The organism is Neisseria sp. HMSC070A01 (assembly GCF_001810165.1).
GTDB lineage: Bacteria > Pseudomonadota > Gammaproteobacteria > Burkholderiales > Neisseriaceae > Neisseria.
In genome coordinates this window covers 63852-78982 of the sequence record NZ_KV800119.1, presented here as the reverse complement: position 1 = coordinate 78982, position 15131 = coordinate 63852, and the positions used below count along the sequence as shown (strand labels likewise).

Below are 15131 nucleotides of genomic sequence, written 5' to 3'. Positions count from 1 at the left end.
TGATGGGCTGAAAATATAGGATGGAGTGCTGCGGATTGGTTCAAGATGAACTATTTTTCTTGCATTGTCAACAATTGTGTCGGGTGTTTGGTTTCAGACGGCCTGAGATTGAAGGGTTTATTTGAAAATATCATCTTGTTTTAAATGAAAATCCATTTTTTCCAGAAGCGCGGCTAAATCGGCTTCGGCTTGGGCGGCTTTGAGATTTTTTGCCAGTTCTACCAAGGCTACCGCATTTAATCGTTCTTTCTCCAGCCGTAGGGCTTCTTCGCTGAAGATTTTGATATTGTCTGCCGATTCGGCGGCATTTATTTTTTCAAATGGATAAAACGATTCTTCGTGTACGGCCAAACCGTCGGGCAGGGGCGCGGCATGGTTGAAATCGGCATCATTGACCGGCATCCATGAAGGATGGTTTTCAAGCAGGATAAATTGTCCGTCCATGCCGTTGATATGACGGAATAGGGTGGTTCGGCCATTGTGTAAACGCATAAGCCCGATTGTATGCCCAAGTCGGCAAACCGTCTAGAAACCTGTTTCTTTCCATTGGGACGATGGCTAATGGTGATATTATTAATTTTGACATAAAACAGTTTCGGCTTAAAAAAGACTGGATAAAACGCCCGTGTTTGTTATAATGAAGCTAAAGATTAATTCGTCCTAGTTTTTGACAGCAGTACTTTTTTATTTAATTAACAAGAGAGGAAAACAAAATGTTTCCAGAATATCGCGATCTGATTTCTAAACTGAAACAAGAGGATGCACACTTTGCCCGTTTGTTTGAGGAGCACAACGAGCTGGACGATAAAATTACCGGTTTGGTGAATAACGTGGTAACCAGCGGCGCCGAAGAAATCGAGGAGCTGAAAAAAGCCAAACTCAAACTCAAAGACGAATTGTATGCCCTTTTGCAAAAAGCAGCAGGCAAATAATTAAAATTTGAATAAGGCCGTCTGAACGGTATGATGGAAATCTCAGATTCCCTTTCATGCCGTTTCAGACGGCCTTTTTAATTATTAGGCATTTGGTTATTTTTATTGGCTTAATTTAACGAATAATTGTAAATCACTCTTAATTGCATTGAAAACTCTGTTAAGTTTATTTAGAATCCTGAATAATTTTTATTTTGATTTTAACAAACAAAGTTAAAGAGAAACGATGCAATGAAAACATTCACACTCGCCATTTTGCCTTTGGCATTAATCAGCGCATTCTCTCACGCTGCTGAAGAGAAAGCTGCCGAACAGGCTGAAGTCGATACCGTTTACGTTACTGCCGAGAAGCAACTGCAACAGTCGCTGGGCGTATCGCGTATTTCAAAAGACGACATCGACAAGCGTCCGGCCGTCAACGATATTTCCGAATTTGTCCGCACCATGCCGGGCGTCAACCTGACCGGCAATACAGCGACGGGTCAGCGCGGCAACAAACGCCAAATCGACTTGCGCGGTATGGGCCCTGAAAACACATTGATTCTGATTGACGGCAAGCCTGTAAATTCGCGCCAGTCCGAGCGTATCAGTATGCGCGGTGAACGCAATACGCGCGGCGACAGCAACTGGGTACCGGTTGAAGAAATTGAATCCATCACCGTTTTGCGCGGTCCGGCGGCAACACGTTACGGCTCCGGCGCGATGGGCGGCGTGGTCAATATCGTTACCAAAAAAGTGTCTAAGGAATTTAAAGGCCAGGTCAATCTTTACGCCAATCAACCGCAAGACAGCAAAGAAGGCGCAACCCGCCGTATCGGCTTCAATTTGAGCGGTCCGATTATTCAAGATACTTTGGGCTTCCGCATTTACGGCAACCTGAATAAAACAGATGCAGATGCGGCCGATATTAATGAAGGACACGGCAACGACAGCGCGGCCGGTGTCGAAGGCATACGCAATAAAGACATTGCAGGCCGTCTGCAATGGAAAATCAGCCCTGCGCAAACATTGATTTTAGACAGCAGCTACAGCCGTCAGGGCAATATCTACAACGGCGATACGCAAAACAGCAATCCGCGTTCTGCTTTAGTTAATTCTCTGGCTGACAGTAAAGCCGAAACTGCTCGTTTATATCGTTCCGCTTATTCTTTAACGCATGATGGCGCATGGGAATGGGGCGATACCAAAAACGTGATCAGTTATGAGCGCACAGTCAACAGCCACTTACCTGAAGGTTTGGCCGGTGGTCCGGAAGGCAGCTATACAGGCTTGGATTTTGTACAAAGCCGTCTGAAAAACCTGCGCTTCAGTAGCGAAGCAAATATTCCGTTCAAACTTGGAGTCGATAATGTATTGACGGTCGGTGCGGAATTTACTGACAGTAAATTGGACGATCCTGCTTCCAATACTCAGGGATTTAAAGACCAAGGTAAAACCGATGCGTTTATCGGTATCTCCGCAACGCGCGGTGGCAAGGCTTCGCAACGAAACTGGGCAGCTTACGTTGAAGACAATATTTCATTGACCGATAAAACCCACCTGATTCCGGCCATCCGTTTCGACCACAATAGCGACAGCGGCAGCAACTGGAGTCCGGCTTTGAACTTCTCGCATCAAATCGGCGAAAACTGGTTGGTCAAAGGCGGTATTGCCCGTGCGTACAAAGCGCCAAACCTGTATCAAACCAATCCTGACTTTATCCTGTACACACGCGGTCAAGGCTGTCCGCTCAATGCGCCGAACAGTGTGCGTTGCTACTATATGGGCAATGGCAATTTGAAACCTGAAAGCAGCATCAATAAAGAGATTGGTCTTGAGTTCAACAAAAACGGCTGGCAGGCTTCGGCGACTTATTTCCACAACGCGTACCGCAATAAAATCGTGATCGGCGACCAGCGTATTGCCACCAGCAATATCGGCAACTGGCTCCTGCAATGGGAAAATACGCCGAAAGCGACTATTTCGGGTATCGAAGGCAACTTGGTGATTCCGTTGCATGACACACTCAAGTGGAGCAACAATTTCACTTACATGCACAAATCCGAAGATTATCAAGGCAATCCATTGTCTTTGGTGCCGAAGCACACCATCAACAGCACATTGTCTTGGATGCCGAACGAACGCTTCGATGCCAATCTGACCTTTACCCACTACGGCCGCACTAAACCGCGTGGCGTGGCGATTAATAGACTGGAACGAGATGGTAATCCTCGTGCAGGCGTGGCAGCGTTGTCTTCCGAACACAGCCAAACCCAAGTCGGCTCTTACGGCATTTGGGGCATCAACGCAGGCTATAACTGGAACAAACGCGTGGCCGTTCGTGGCGGTATCAGCAATCTGTTTGACAAAAAACTGTACCGCACGACTGCCGGCGCACAAACTTACAACGAGCATGGCCGTGCCTTCTACGGCAGTTTGAAAGTATCGTTTTAAGTAGAAGCGTATTAAATCAGGCCGTCTGAAACGGTGTGAAATGAAATCTAAGATTTCTGACACATGGTTTCAGACGGCCTTTTTGATTTTAAATTTAGAAGTATTTGTTGTTACGGAATTTGCTTTACTTTTTTAGAAAAGTAAAAGGGCGGCATTCGCCGCCCTATGAATCTAAAAGATTCATTCGACCCAAGTCACCATTTCTTCAATCGGTTTGCGTGATTTTTTGGTGATTTCTTTGGCTCGATAGCCGAATGTTGCTGCTACGGATACGCCCCATTCATTGGCATCAAACAGGCCTTCTGCCGCCAATACTTCGTTCATTTTGTCGTAGTTGAAGCCTTCGATTGGGCAGGAATCGATGCCGATGGCGGCTGCACCTGTGAGCATATTGGCTAAAGCAATATAGGTCTGCTTGCCGCTCCAGTCAAAGAGTGCGCGTTGGTCGTCGGCAATTTTAATATCGGTTTCTTGGAAGCTTTTGTATCTTGCCAACGCTTTTTCCAGCTGCTCGCCTTGCAGGCCCCTGCGTTCGGCAACGCTGCGGAAGAACGGGGTATCGTAACGGGCATTTTTCTTGGCAAGGATAATCACCAGATGGCTGCAGTCGTCCAGTTGCGATTGCATACCCCAGCTGAAAGGTTTGAGCTTTTCTCTCAATGCTTTGTTTTGGATAACCAAAAATTTCCATGGCTCGGATCCGACAGAGCTGGGTGAGAGGCGGGCAAATTCTAAAATCGCTGCAAAATCTTCTTGGCTGATTTTTTTGTCGGGATCGTAATAACGGGTGGAGCAGCGATTTTCGAATACTTGCAGCATTTGTTCGCGTGTAATTTTACTCATTGGTTTTTCCTAATAAATGAAGATGTTATTTTGACCGTTTTGCCAATATCCGGTTTGCGTGAATTGGAGAAGGAAACAGGATAGGGCAGCACCATGTTAAATCAAACCCTGCGGCTAGGCTATCTTTTAATTTTGAATTTCGCAGAAAAAATCGATTAAGTATCAATATGAATATGAAAAGGCCGTCTGAAATTTTAAAAGTAAAGTTTCAGACGGCCTTTGATTTTAAACCCTGGTTACAGGTGCGGATTCATCAGGTTTTCTGGGGAGAGGATGCGGTTGAGCTCTTCTTCGCTCAACAGGCCGCGCTCCAGTACGACTTCGCGCACGCCTTTGCCGGTTTGGGCGCAGATTTTGCCGACCAAATCGCCGTTGTGGTGGCCGATGTATGGGTTCAGGTAAGTAACCAAACCGATGGAGTTAAAAACATAGCGTTCGCAGATTTCGCGGTTGACCGTAATGCCTTTGACGCATTTTTCGGACAGGTTGACCGCGGCATTGCCCAAGAGGGAAATGGTTTCAAACATACATTGGGCGATGACCGGCTCCATAACGTTCAGCTGTAACTGACCTGCTTCGGCTGCGAAAGTGATGGTGGTGTCGTTGCCGATGACTTTGAAGCACACTTGGTTGACGACTTCAGGAATCACGGGATTAACTTTGGCCGGCATGATGGACGAACCGGCCTGCAATTCAGGCAGGTTGATTTCTTTCAAACCGGCGCGTGGACCAGAAGAGAGCAGGCGCAAGTCGTTACAGATTTTGGATAGTTTGACAGCTGTGCGTTTCAATGCGCCGTGTACCATTACATATGCGCCGCAGTCGGAGGTCGCTTCGATCAGGTTTTCAGTCAGTTTGCAAGGCAGGCCGCTGACTTCGGAGAGTTTCTCAACGACCAAAGCCGCATAGCCTTTGGGTGTATTCACGCCCGTACCGATGGCGGTGGCGCCGAGGTTGACTTCAAGCAGCAGGGAGCGGGTGCGGTCGAGATTGAGGATTTCTTCTTCCAACAACACTTGGAAAGATTGGAATTCTTGGCCTGCAGTCATCGGCACGGCATCTTGAAGCTGGGTGCGGCCCATTTTCAAAACGTCTTTAAACTCTTCGGCTTTGGCGGCAAAGGCGTTTTTCAGGATAGCCAGTTTTTCGAGCAATTCGCCGATGCTGTAATACACGGCAAGGCGGAAGCCGGTAGGATAGGCGTCGTTGGTGGATTGGCTGGCATTGACATGGTCCATCGGATTGACGATGTCGTAGCGGCCTTTTTCGTATCCCAACACTTCCAGCGCAAGGTTGGCAATGACTTCGTTGGTGTTCATGTTGACCGAAGTACCGGCGCCGCCTTGATAAACGTCGGACGGGAATTGGTCGAGGCAGCGGCCTTTGACCAATACTTCGTCGCAGGCTTTTTCAATGGCGGCCGCGATTTCCGGCTTGATGGCACCCAATGCGCCGTTGGCTTGCGCGGTGGCTTTTTTAACCATCACCATGCTGCGGACAAATTGCGGTACGTCGGAAATTTTTTGCGTGGAAATTTTAAAGTTTTCAATGGCGCGCAAAGTATGGATGCCCCAATATACTTCAGCAGGGATCTCACGGTCGCCCAATAAATCGTGTTCGATTCGTACAGTCATTTCTCTTACCTTCTCGTATAGTTGTGTTGGTGTGCGTTATGCGTTTGGAACATTAGCCCAGTTCGGCAAGATTGTCCAGTCGGTAAGGCTTAATCGTCAGGGTGAAAACGTGCCGCTTCGCGCTCTTTCGCGGCTGTCTCTTTATCTTTCAATTTCGCACCCAAGCCCAACATTTTTTCATATTCGGATTGCGGCGTGCCATCCTCTTCCATGCCGAATGCGCTGGCATTGACCCAAAGGGAAAGCAGGGAAACGATGAAGGCGAAAAAACCAACGATATACCAAAACATTTTTTTCTTCCTTGTGTGTCTGCGTGTGCAGATTGTTGTGGTTTGTAAAGATATGAATGTAGCACAAACACGGCAAGGTTTAAATTCCCTTACTTCGTCCTTTCATTCATTTACCTGTTATTGTTTAGAAAAGAAAAGGCCGTCTGAAAAGTAAGACTTTTCAGACGGCCTTGGGACTATATCGGGAAGATTAGCCGCCGCATGCGCCGCAGCAACCGCCTTCGCCATGACCGCCGCGTTTTTCTTCGTTGTTGACAACGGGCAGCTCGGTTTCTTCGGTTTGCTCTTTTTTATCTTCAGGCAAATCGTTTACTTTGATTTTGTTTTCTTCAGCCATGATATATCCTTTCAATGGATTAGGGAGTGGAAAGATTCATAAAGATAGCATCTTTAGAGCGATAAACCAAGTAGTGCAAAACGGTCTTGTGATAATGCCATGACTTGGAACAATAAATTTGATTGCAAAAGCGTAAAGGCCGTCTGAAGGAATCTTTAGATGCGTGTCAGTTTCTATGGTTTGAAATGGTAGCAGAAAGATTTAAGAATGCTTGATTTGAAGGGATAAACTGACATGGATTTCAAAAAACAATACAATGTTATCATCATCTGGACACCGCCAATTGATTGGAGCATATATGTATTCACACCACAGCGAACGCCATTTCAGCAACCGCAACAATTGGCTTCGGGCAAGCGTATTGGGGGCCAATGACGGGCTGATTTCCACTGCCTCGCTATTGACAGGCGTAGCCGCAGCCACGCCTGATTTCCAAACCCTGCTGTTGACCGGTGTTTCGGCACTGATTGGGGGCGCGGTGTCGATGGCGGCGGGGGAGTACGTTTCCGTATCCAGCCAGTCGGACACGGAAAAAGCCGATTTGCACAAAGAACGCCACGAATTGGCAAACAATCCTGACGCAGAGTTGGAAGAACTGACTGAAATTTACCGCCGCCGCGGTTTGTCCGGCGCGCTTGCCGCCGAAGTCGCGCAAGCCTTGATGGAACACGATGCACTTGCCGCCCACGCGCGCGACGAAATCGGCATCACCGAAACCTCGGCCGCCCGTCCCATGCAGGCCGCGCTGGCTTCTGCCGCTTCATTTTGTGCCGGCGCGATTTTGCCTTTACTGGTCGCGTTGACAGCTTCTAGTGCTATTGTCCCTGCATTGGCCGTCTCCACTTTGTGTGGACTGGCATTACTGGGTTATGTATCCGCCAAATTGGGCGGCGCGCCTGTCGTTCCTGCGGTTATACGCGTGTGCCTTTGGGGCGTGGCGGCATTGGCGATAACCGGATTTATTGGAAAATTGGCCGGTGTGGCGGTTTGAATGTAAGGCCTTGTATTCTTTTAAACCTGTATCCAGTAAAATTGAAAATTAATTTGCTCACTAAAGGCCGTCTGAAAAATTTTCAGACGGCCTGCGGTGCTTGTATTGACTTATTGCACACTGTTTTTTGTCATGACCTATCCGATTCCCAAACCCCGTGAAAAATCCCGTTGGCTCAATCTGTCTCAAGGCTCGCTGCCCTTGGCTTTGGCGCGTTATCTGCCGCATAAGCAGCTCAAGGTTGTCTTGACCCAAGATGCGGAACAGGCGCTACGCCTTCAGACGGCCTGGCTGTTTTTCCGTCCGCACGATACGGCGGTGTTCCTGCCGGACTGGGAAACGCTGCCTTACGAGCGTTTTTCGCCGCATCAGGATTTGGTGTCGGAACGGCTCTCGGCGTTGTGGCAGATTAAGAGTGGCGCGGCGGACGTGTTGTTCGTACCGGTTGCCACGGCGATGCAGAAGCTGCCACCCGTACCGTTTTTGGCGGGGCGCACGTTTTGGCTGAAAACTGGGCAGACTTTGGATATAGGCCGTCTGAAAACCGATTTGGTGGATGCGGGCTACAACCATGTTTCCCATGTTGTCGCGGCGGGCGAGTTTGCCGTGCGCGGCGGGATTGTCGATTTGTTCCCGATGGGCAGCGAGATGCCGTACCGCATCGATTTGTTCGACGATGAAATCGACAGCATCAAAACCTTTGATACCGAAACGCAGCGCACCATTTCCCCCGTTTCCGAAATCCGCCTGCTGCCGGCGCACGAATTCCCCACAGACAGCGAGGCGCAAAAGATTTTCCGCAGCCGCTTCCGCGAAGAAGTCGATGGCAATCCGAATGATGCCGCCGTGTACAAAGCCGTCAGCAACGGCCACTTCGGCGCGGGCGTGGAATACTACCTGCCGCTGTTTTTTGAAAACGAGCTGGAAACGTTGTTTGACTATATCGGCGAAGATGCGCTGTTTGTCTCTTTGGGCGACGTTCACGCCGAGGCCAACCGCTTTTGGAGCGACGTCAAATCGCGTTACGCCATGGCGCAGGGCGACGAAACCTATCCGCCTTTGCTTCCACAGTATTTGTATCTCTCTGCCGATGTATTCGTAGGCCGTCTGAAAAACTACGGACAAGTGCTGCCCGATGTTTCCGGCAAAGAACACACCTTGCCCGACCTTGCCGTCAACCGCCAATCCGACGAGCCTTTGCAGGCATTGAAGGATTTTCAGACGGCCTTTGACGGACGGATTTTGCTGTGTGCTGAAAGTTTGGGACGGCGCGAAACCATGCTCGGTTTCTTACAGCAAAACGGTTTGAAAGCCAAAAGCGTGTCTGACTGGCAGGGCTTTTTGTCGGCGCACGAGCCGCTGATGATTACAGTGGCGCCGTTAGCATACGGGTTTAAATTAGAAGATCAAAACATCGCGGTTATTACCGAATCCGATCTTTATCAATACGTCGCCCGCTCGCGCAAACATCATCGCAAGAAACACGCAGCCGTTTCAGACGGCATGTTGCGCGACCTTGCCGAAATCAATATCGGTGATCCTGTTGTACACGAAGAACACGGCATCGGGCGCTATATGGGCTTGGTAACGATGGATTTGGGCGGCGAAACCAACGAAATGATGTTGCTCGAATACGCGGGCGAAGCGCAGCTTTATGTGCCTGTTTCTCAACTGCATTTAATCAGCCGCTACTCCGGCCAAGCGCATGAAAACGTCGCCCTGCACAAACTCGGCAGCGGCGCGTGGAACAAGTCGAAGCGCAAAGCCGCCGAAAAAGCGCGCGACACCGCCGCCGAGTTGCTCAACCTCTACGCCCAACGCGCCGCCCAATCGGGACACAAGTTCGAAATCAACGAGTTGGACTATCAGGCGTTTGCCGACGGCTTCGGCTACGAAGAAACCGAAGACCAGGCCGCCGCCATCGCCGCGGTGATTAAAGACCTGACGCAGGCGAAACCGATGGACCGCCTCGTGTGCGGCGATGTCGGTTTCGGCAAAACAGAAGTCGCCCTGCGCGCCGCGTTTGTGGCGGTAATGGGCGGCAAACAAGTCGCCGTACTCGCCCCGACCACGCTTCTGGTCGAGCAGCACGCACAAAATTTCGCCGACCGCTTCGCCGATTTCCCTGTGAAAGTCGCCAGCCTTTCGCGTTTCAACAACAGCAAAGCCACCAAAGCCGCACTGGAAGGTATGGCGGACGGCACGGTCGATATTGTTATCGGCACGCACAAATTGGTGCAGGACGACGTCAAATTCAAAAACTTAGGTTTAGTGATTATTGATGAAGAACACCGTTTCGGCGTGCGCCAGAAAGAGCAGCTCAAACGCCTGCGCGCCAATGTTGACATCCTTACCATGACTGCCACGCCGATTCCGCGCACCCTCAGCATGGCGCTCGAAGGCCTGCGCGACTTCTCGCTGATTACCACCGCGCCCAGCCGCCGCCTTGCCGTCAAAACCTTTGTCAAACCCTTCAGCGAAGGCAGCGTGCGCGAAGCCGTACTGCGCGAACTCAAACGCGGCGGGCAGGTATTTTTCCTGCACAATGAAGTGGATACCATCGAAAATATGCGCGAGCGGCTGGAAGCCCTATTGCCCGAAGCCCGCATCGGTGTGGCGCACGGACAACTGCGCGAGCGCGAGCTGGAGCAAGTCATGCGCGACTTTTTGCAACAAAGATTCAACGTATTGCTCTGTTCCACCATCATCGAAACCGGCATCGACATCCCCAACGCCAACACTATCATCATCAACCGCGCCGACAAATTCGGGCTGGCGCAACTGCACCAGCTTCGCGGACGCGTCGGCCGCAGCCACCACCAAGCCTACGCCTACCTGCTCACGCCCGAATACATCACCAAAGACGCAGAAAAACGCCTCGACGCCATTGCCGCAGCGGACGAACTCGGCGCAGGCTTCACCCTCGCCATGCAGGATTTGGAAATCCGCGGCGCCGGCGAAATCCTCGGCGAAGGACAATCCGGCGAAATGATACAGGTCGGCTTCACGCTCTACACCGAAATGCTCAAACAAGCCGTGCGCGACCTCAAAAAAGGCCGCCAACCCGACCTCGACGCGCCATTGGGCATTACCACAGAAATTAAACTGCACAGCCCGGCATTATTGCCTGAAGACTATTGCCCCGACATCCACGAGCGCCTCGTCCTCTACAAACGCCTCGCCGTCTGCGAAACCGTTCAGCAAATCAATGCCATATATGAAGAACTGGTCGACCGCTTCGGCCTGCCCGAACAACCCGTCAAGACCCTCATCGAAAGCCACCACTTACGGCTTGCGGCAAAAGAATTGGGCATAGATGCCATTGACGCGACCAGCGAAGCGGTAACGGTAACCTTTGGCAAAAACAACAATGTTGATCCAACCGAAATCATCCTGCTGATTCAGAACGACAAAAAATATCGCCTTGCCGGCGCGGATAAGCTGCGATTTACCGCGGAGATGGAAAATATCGAAGTGCGGATTAATACAGTGAAGAACGTATTGAAGACTTTGAAAGAAAGAGTGGTAGCAAAGTAGAGGTTAGTGAAAAAAGGCCGTCTGAAATTTTTCAGACGACCTGCAATACCATTTATACAGAAAACAGAATATCATTGGTGATGTCTACAACAAGTTGAGCCTGTATAGGTATAGTATGCACCATGAAGTACACATATAGTTTAACAATTTCACACAACTATTTTTTAGCAATCTATATTACCAAATTGTCAATAAATTTCAAATAATTAGCATATAAAATATTAAATTAAAAAGGATACGCAATGCTTCATGCTGTTATACATGGTAAAAGTAGTCGCTGGTTAAAAGATGCTAAAAAGAAATTTTCTACTCAATCTGAAGGTAACCATCAACGCATACCACGAGAAGATGAAATTACATCTACTATTTTTGGAGGCATGAAATATCTTGATTCTAAAGCCATATACCGTTTTTTTCGTCTTTTATCTAGGCAAGACATTCCAAACAATATTCATATTACTCATGAAATTACTCATGAAATTGTTTTTTGGAGCCGAAAACAACATAAATGGAAGGATAAATTAACAAAGATTACTGAGCCAGATTTGTTAGTGTCTTTTTGTGTTGATGGGAAAAAAGAAAACTATATTGTTGAACTAAAATGGGGAATCAACTCTCATTTTATGGAAGATCAATTAGAGAGAGAGTGGGAGAATTTCCAAGAAGGGAAAACATGTTTAATTTATATAGCCAATAGTATTCACCCTAATTTTTATGAAAAAAAGAAAAATTATCCTTGGTATGCAATTACTTGGTTGCAGTTTTTAGAGATAGTGTTAGCAGAATGCAATAATACTGAATCAAAAATTTATCATATTTATATGAATGATTTAAAATTATTTTTAGAAAAGCTGAATATTAAAAGATTTAATTTCTTTCCTTTACTTCCTATCCCAAGTTATTTAGTATGGGATAATAAAACATTTGAATTAGTAAATTTTACTAATATCAATGTTACTCAATTGAAAAACCAATGGAAGATTAACAATGGATAATTATTTAGAACAAGGCAGAAACATTACAACTGCATTAAACGAATTGGATAAATTTTTTATAGAAATTGATGTACTAAAGGATCTACTAATCAATACATTAGATAAATTTCTTAATAGTAGTACAAAATTTAAAGCTTCGAATCATCAAGAAAGTTATCATATTTCAAATAGCGAGTATTTAGTGCCTTGGTTCAATATAAGCATTGCCATATTTGATAAGACAAAAAGAAAATTAACTGATGATCGAGCTTATAGGTTTATTAACTTTCAATTTTCATTTAGTGATGAAAGTGTTGCAATTCCTAATCAAATAGGTAGACCTTTGATTCATATTAGTTCATCAGATATGAGACATGATAGCGAATGGTTTATTAAATATCCAATAGATGAAATTTTATATTTTGATGAAATGCCTGGATCATTTTCGTTAGAAGATAATGCGATTATTTGGTCAAACTATGACAATGGAAATAAATTTTGGCATTATAGTATCGACTTATTGAAAATAAATTCCCATAACTTCCAAGAACTCTTAATTAACCCCGTATACCGTCTTTTACATGAAGAACCATTACAAATAGTACCAAACTCCGCCTTGGATAATGCTCTAATTCGATACGAAAACTTGGAAAGCATCATAAAATAATAATGTGAATCTAACTCATTAAAATCATTACCAACAATAAGCCTCAGCTCTCATGAAAGCTGCAGATAGGGTGTGTGCGGTACGCACGCCAGCTTTGAGTGTGATAAAAAAGATCATCTGAAAAAAGTTTCCGGCTTTCAGACGAGATTTTATCAAATGATTCGAAATATCAATTGGTTAACCTCGTGCGCACCTCAGAACCACCTTCAAGTTTTGGGCAGACTACGACTTGTATCGTTTGTTTATTTTTATAATTGCCGAAATTTCCAATAATCCCGTCCTTCGATTTTCCAATAACAAAATTCGTCCGGTATCAAATACCCAAAGTCCATTGCCTTAGAAAACCAGCCATCATAGACATAATCTTCATGGCATCTGTCCCAATCCATATGAAGGTAAACTTCCGTATCAAAATTAATATAGAACAACGGCAGCCTCGAAGAAATCTGATTGATTTTTAGGAAATCACTTTGTTGGCTGGAATTCGAGATAGGTTCATTGTACGACAACTTATTTTCGACAACGGAATATAATCTTGCTGCCTCATCTAAAGTAAATCCCTGAAACATCAGTTCCTTCAATTCATCTTTTTTTAATACAATGACTGAATCTGATTGAAGATAGTTTTCAAAATTATCCTTAGTTAACTGCCAGATACCATTACGGTAGTTTTTATAATCACAATCATATTGCTCTTTAGTTATAACTCCCTCTTTTAAATAAATATCAAAAGATATTTTCGCATCCAACTCAAAATTTTCTTTATAATCAATTAAATAATATATATTTTTCTTATAGACAAAAATGGATATACACTGAATGTACTCAAAGATGTTATCCAATAATTCAGATTTAAATTTCTCAATCTTTCCCATATTTGCCAAATTCCTTAATAACTTTATCACCAGCAAGCATTAGTCAGCATGAAAGCTGCAGGTAGGGTGTGCGCGGTACGCACGTACGCGTGCTTTAAGTGTAAATACAGAAGCAGTATAAAAAGGTCGTCTGAAAAATTTTCAGACGACCTTTTAGGTTAATTTTCCGAATAGCCTTTCTAAGGCAGTACAACCATATTTCAAGATTTTTCTGCGCAGAAAAAAAAATACAGCAGCTGTATCATCTCGTTAACTCGGGGGTCGGCAATATAATATTGCCGCTCTCGGTGGTTTACTTCAAAAGACACCAATCCGGCTTCACGCAGTAGGGCTAGTTGGCTGGACATTGCTGCTTGCGGCAGTCCGGATGATTCAGCCAACTCGGTTACATTGTGCGGCCTTTCATGTAGTTTGCACAATACGGCGAGACGGTTGGGATTAGCCAGAAGTTTGAGAAAAGCGGTGGCTTCTTCGTAGGGCGGTTGATTATCGGCAATGGTCATTTTTCACGCTTTTCGGCAAATGAGGAGGTCGAATTATCAGTCATAATGGCCTTAGCAGCAACTTTCAGACGGCCTTTACTTAATGGTTCCATGGCATTTTGGCCAGCAGGCGTGCCATGCCGCAGAATCCGGTTAGTCCGGCCGTTAACAGGCCTGCGCCGACCATTACGTCTATCAGATAAAACCAAGGCGATACCAGCCAACCTGCCAGCACGCCTAACAGAATCAAACTGCCCGCTATGGTTTGTACCTGTCGCATAATATCCGGTGCGGCACGGTCGGCAACAATAGGAAGCCCTGCAGCCTTCCATGCCTGTAAGCCGCCTTCTATAATATAGCATTCTCGATCTTGGCCAAGCGTTGACAATATTGTTTCTGCCTGTGTTGTACGTTTACCGCTCAGGCAATAAAAAATCAGGCACGAGGCTGTATCATCAGGCAGTTTGTCTCGCTGCCGTTCAGGCGGAAGGGATAATGCACCGCCAATATGTCCGCCCCGATATTCGGCTTGGCTTCGGATGTCCACTGCCAAAGCGCCGTCACGGATTTTTGCCATGGCTTCGGAAGGCGTAATTCGCGGGAATTGTCCGACCGTACTCATGTTTTGCCTTCGTTATTTTTTGTTGATGCGGCAGGTGTTGATGCCCAATAAGCTGTACAGCGCGCAGTTGCCAATCAGTGCTGTACCCAGAGGGATGATGCCCAGCCAACCCCACCAGCCAATTTGTCCGGTAGCGGCCGCAGCAATCAGCGCTACACCGATAATAATACGGATTACGCGATCCAAAGTACCCAAGTTTCGTTTCATTTTATTGCTCCTTGTTTCAGAATGAAGTATCTATCAATAAATATATATAACAAAAATCATATATGAGAAATATTATATTCCTAAAAATGACTTTGTCAAATGGTTTACAGCAAAAGTGTAATGAATATTTGCATTGTATTTTTTAAACGCACAAATAGAATCAATCTCCAACGTCATGGTTAAATGTAAAAATACAGCCTGATATTTTCAGACGGCACTGGAGATTATCTATATAATACTTTATTTATATTGGAAGAATTGGTAGTCAGTTTTCAGAAGGAATCAAATCATGACAGATTTGGAAAAG

The 15131-nt window shown here is 46.3% G+C and carries 15 protein-coding genes; 6 read left to right on the top strand and 9 right to left on the bottom strand.

Annotation, left to right across the window (positions count from 1 at the left end; translation table 11 throughout):
* Positions 1-117: 117 nt before the first annotated feature.
* Complete coding sequence (locus tag HMPREF2711_RS01605) at positions 118-492, bottom strand: hypothetical protein (RefSeq protein ID WP_003746286.1); 375 nt, start codon at positions 490-492, stop codon at positions 118-120.
* A 221-nt stretch (positions 493-713) separates the two neighbouring features.
* On the opposite strand from HMPREF2711_RS01605, the gene HMPREF2711_RS01600 reads away from it, so the two are divergent.
* Together HMPREF2711_RS01600 and HMPREF2711_RS01595 are read left to right on the top strand one after the other, a co-directional pair.
* Positions 714-932, top strand: coding sequence for an HP1242/YdcH family protein (locus HMPREF2711_RS01600; RefSeq protein WP_003746288.1), 219 nt, complete (start codon positions 714-716; stop codon positions 930-932).
* Positions 933-1163: 231 nt separating this feature from the next.
* On the top strand, positions 1164-3365 hold the full coding sequence (locus HMPREF2711_RS01595; protein ID WP_003746289.1) for a FepA family TonB-dependent siderophore receptor: 2202 nt from the start codon (positions 1164-1166) through the stop codon (positions 3363-3365).
* A 180-nt stretch (positions 3366-3545) separates the two neighbouring features.
* On the opposite strand, the gene HMPREF2711_RS01590 is transcribed toward HMPREF2711_RS01595, so the two are convergent.
* The 4 genes from HMPREF2711_RS01590 to HMPREF2711_RS11080 form a co-directional block, all read right to left on the bottom strand.
* The gene (locus tag HMPREF2711_RS01590; protein WP_003746292.1) at positions 3546-4208 is read right to left on the bottom strand and encodes an NAD(P)H-dependent oxidoreductase; all 663 of its coding nucleotides are present in this window, start codon (positions 4206-4208) and stop codon (positions 3546-3548) included.
* 236 nt (positions 4209-4444) lie between these two features.
* Complete coding sequence (gene aspA, locus HMPREF2711_RS01585; RefSeq protein ID WP_003746294.1) at positions 4445-5842, bottom strand: aspartate ammonia-lyase; 1398 nt, start codon at positions 5840-5842, stop codon at positions 4445-4447.
* An 89-nt stretch (positions 5843-5931) separates the two neighbouring features.
* Complete coding sequence (locus HMPREF2711_RS01580) at positions 5932-6132, bottom strand: hypothetical protein (RefSeq protein ID WP_003746297.1); 201 nt, start codon at positions 6130-6132, stop codon at positions 5932-5934.
* 190 nt (positions 6133-6322) lie between these two features.
* On the bottom strand, positions 6323-6469 hold the full coding sequence (locus HMPREF2711_RS11080) for a hypothetical protein (RefSeq protein ID WP_049322342.1): 147 nt from the start codon (positions 6467-6469) through the stop codon (positions 6323-6325).
* A gap of 298 nt (positions 6470-6767) precedes the next feature.
* Between HMPREF2711_RS11080 and HMPREF2711_RS01575 the strand changes: the two genes are divergently transcribed.
* From HMPREF2711_RS01575 to HMPREF2711_RS01560, 4 genes are all read left to right on the top strand, one after another.
* Complete coding sequence (locus tag HMPREF2711_RS01575) at positions 6768-7460, top strand: VIT1/CCC1 transporter family protein (protein ID WP_003746301.1); 693 nt, start codon at positions 6768-6770, stop codon at positions 7458-7460.
* A gap of 132 nt (positions 7461-7592) precedes the next feature.
* Positions 7593-10997: a transcription-repair coupling factor gene (gene mfd, locus HMPREF2711_RS01570; RefSeq protein ID WP_070615450.1), complete on the top strand. Its 3405-nt coding sequence runs from the start codon at positions 7593-7595 to the stop codon at positions 10995-10997.
* Positions 10998-11239: 242 nt separating this feature from the next.
* Positions 11240-11992, top strand: coding sequence for a hypothetical protein (locus tag HMPREF2711_RS01565; RefSeq protein WP_070615314.1), 753 nt, complete (start codon positions 11240-11242; stop codon positions 11990-11992).
* Positions 11985-12638, top strand: coding sequence for a hypothetical protein (locus HMPREF2711_RS01560; RefSeq protein WP_070615311.1), 654 nt, complete (start codon positions 11985-11987; stop codon positions 12636-12638). The genes HMPREF2711_RS01565 and HMPREF2711_RS01560 overlap by 8 nt, the downstream gene beginning before the upstream one ends.
* A 248-nt stretch (positions 12639-12886) precedes the next feature.
* Here HMPREF2711_RS01560 and HMPREF2711_RS01555 read toward each other — a convergent pair whose 3' ends face one another.
* The 4 genes from HMPREF2711_RS01555 to HMPREF2711_RS01540 form a co-directional block, all read right to left on the bottom strand.
* A complete protein-coding gene (locus HMPREF2711_RS01555; RefSeq protein ID WP_070615308.1) occupies positions 12887-13513 on the bottom strand; it encodes a hypothetical protein in 627 nt (208 codons plus the stop codon).
* Positions 13514-13713: 200 nt separating this feature from the next.
* A complete protein-coding gene (locus HMPREF2711_RS01550) occupies positions 13714-14016 on the bottom strand; it encodes an ArsR/SmtB family transcription factor (protein ID WP_070615305.1) in 303 nt (100 codons plus the stop codon).
* 79 nt (positions 14017-14095) lie between these two features.
* Positions 14096-14617: a rhodanese-like domain-containing protein gene (locus tag HMPREF2711_RS01545; RefSeq protein WP_070615302.1), complete on the bottom strand. Its 522-nt coding sequence runs from the start codon at positions 14615-14617 to the stop codon at positions 14096-14098.
* 12 nt (positions 14618-14629) lie between these two features.
* Entirely contained in the window at positions 14630-14824 is a 195-nt protein-coding gene (locus HMPREF2711_RS01540; protein WP_070615299.1) for a YgaP family membrane protein, read from the bottom strand.
* Positions 14825-15131 lie beyond the last annotated feature (307 nt).

Bases quoted from the DNA above. Each gene is read 5' to 3' on its own strand.
- HMPREF2711_RS01605 (WP_003746286.1), bottom strand. From the start codon at position 492: ATGCGTTTACACAATGGCCGAACCACCCTATTCCGTCATATCAACGGC.
- HMPREF2711_RS01600 (WP_003746288.1), top strand. From the start codon at position 714: ATGTTTCCAGAATATCGCGATCTGATTTCTAAACTGAAACAAGAGGAT.
- HMPREF2711_RS01595 (WP_003746289.1), top strand. From the start codon at position 1,164: ATGAAAACATTCACACTCGCCATTTTGCCTTTGGCATTAATCAGCGCA.
- HMPREF2711_RS01590 (WP_003746292.1), bottom strand. From the start codon at position 4,208: ATGAGTAAAATTACACGCGAACAAATGCTGCAAGTATTCGAAAATCGC.
- aspA (WP_003746294.1), bottom strand. From the start codon at position 5,842: ATGACTGTACGAATCGAACACGATTTATTGGGCGACCGTGAGATCCCT.
- HMPREF2711_RS01580 (WP_003746297.1), bottom strand. From the start codon at position 6,132: ATGTTTTGGTATATCGTTGGTTTTTTCGCCTTCATCGTTTCCCTGCTT.
- HMPREF2711_RS11080 (WP_049322342.1), bottom strand. From the start codon at position 6,469: ATGGCTGAAGAAAACAAAATCAAAGTAAACGATTTGCCTGAAGATAAA.
- HMPREF2711_RS01575 (WP_003746301.1), top strand. From the start codon at position 6,768: ATGTATTCACACCACAGCGAACGCCATTTCAGCAACCGCAACAATTGG.
- mfd (WP_070615450.1), top strand. From the start codon at position 7,593: ATGACCTATCCGATTCCCAAACCCCGTGAAAAATCCCGTTGGCTCAAT.
- HMPREF2711_RS01565 (WP_070615314.1), top strand. From the start codon at position 11,240: ATGCTTCATGCTGTTATACATGGTAAAAGTAGTCGCTGGTTAAAAGAT.
- HMPREF2711_RS01560 (WP_070615311.1), top strand. From the start codon at position 11,985: ATGGATAATTATTTAGAACAAGGCAGAAACATTACAACTGCATTAAAC.
- HMPREF2711_RS01555 (WP_070615308.1), bottom strand. From the start codon at position 13,513: ATGGGAAAGATTGAGAAATTTAAATCTGAATTATTGGATAACATCTTT.
- HMPREF2711_RS01550 (WP_070615305.1), bottom strand. From the start codon at position 14,016: ATGACCATTGCCGATAATCAACCGCCCTACGAAGAAGCCACCGCTTTT.
- HMPREF2711_RS01545 (WP_070615302.1), bottom strand. From the start codon at position 14,617: ATGAGTACGGTCGGACAATTCCCGCGAATTACGCCTTCCGAAGCCATG.
- HMPREF2711_RS01540 (WP_070615299.1), bottom strand. From the start codon at position 14,824: ATGAAACGAAACTTGGGTACTTTGGATCGCGTAATCCGTATTATTATC.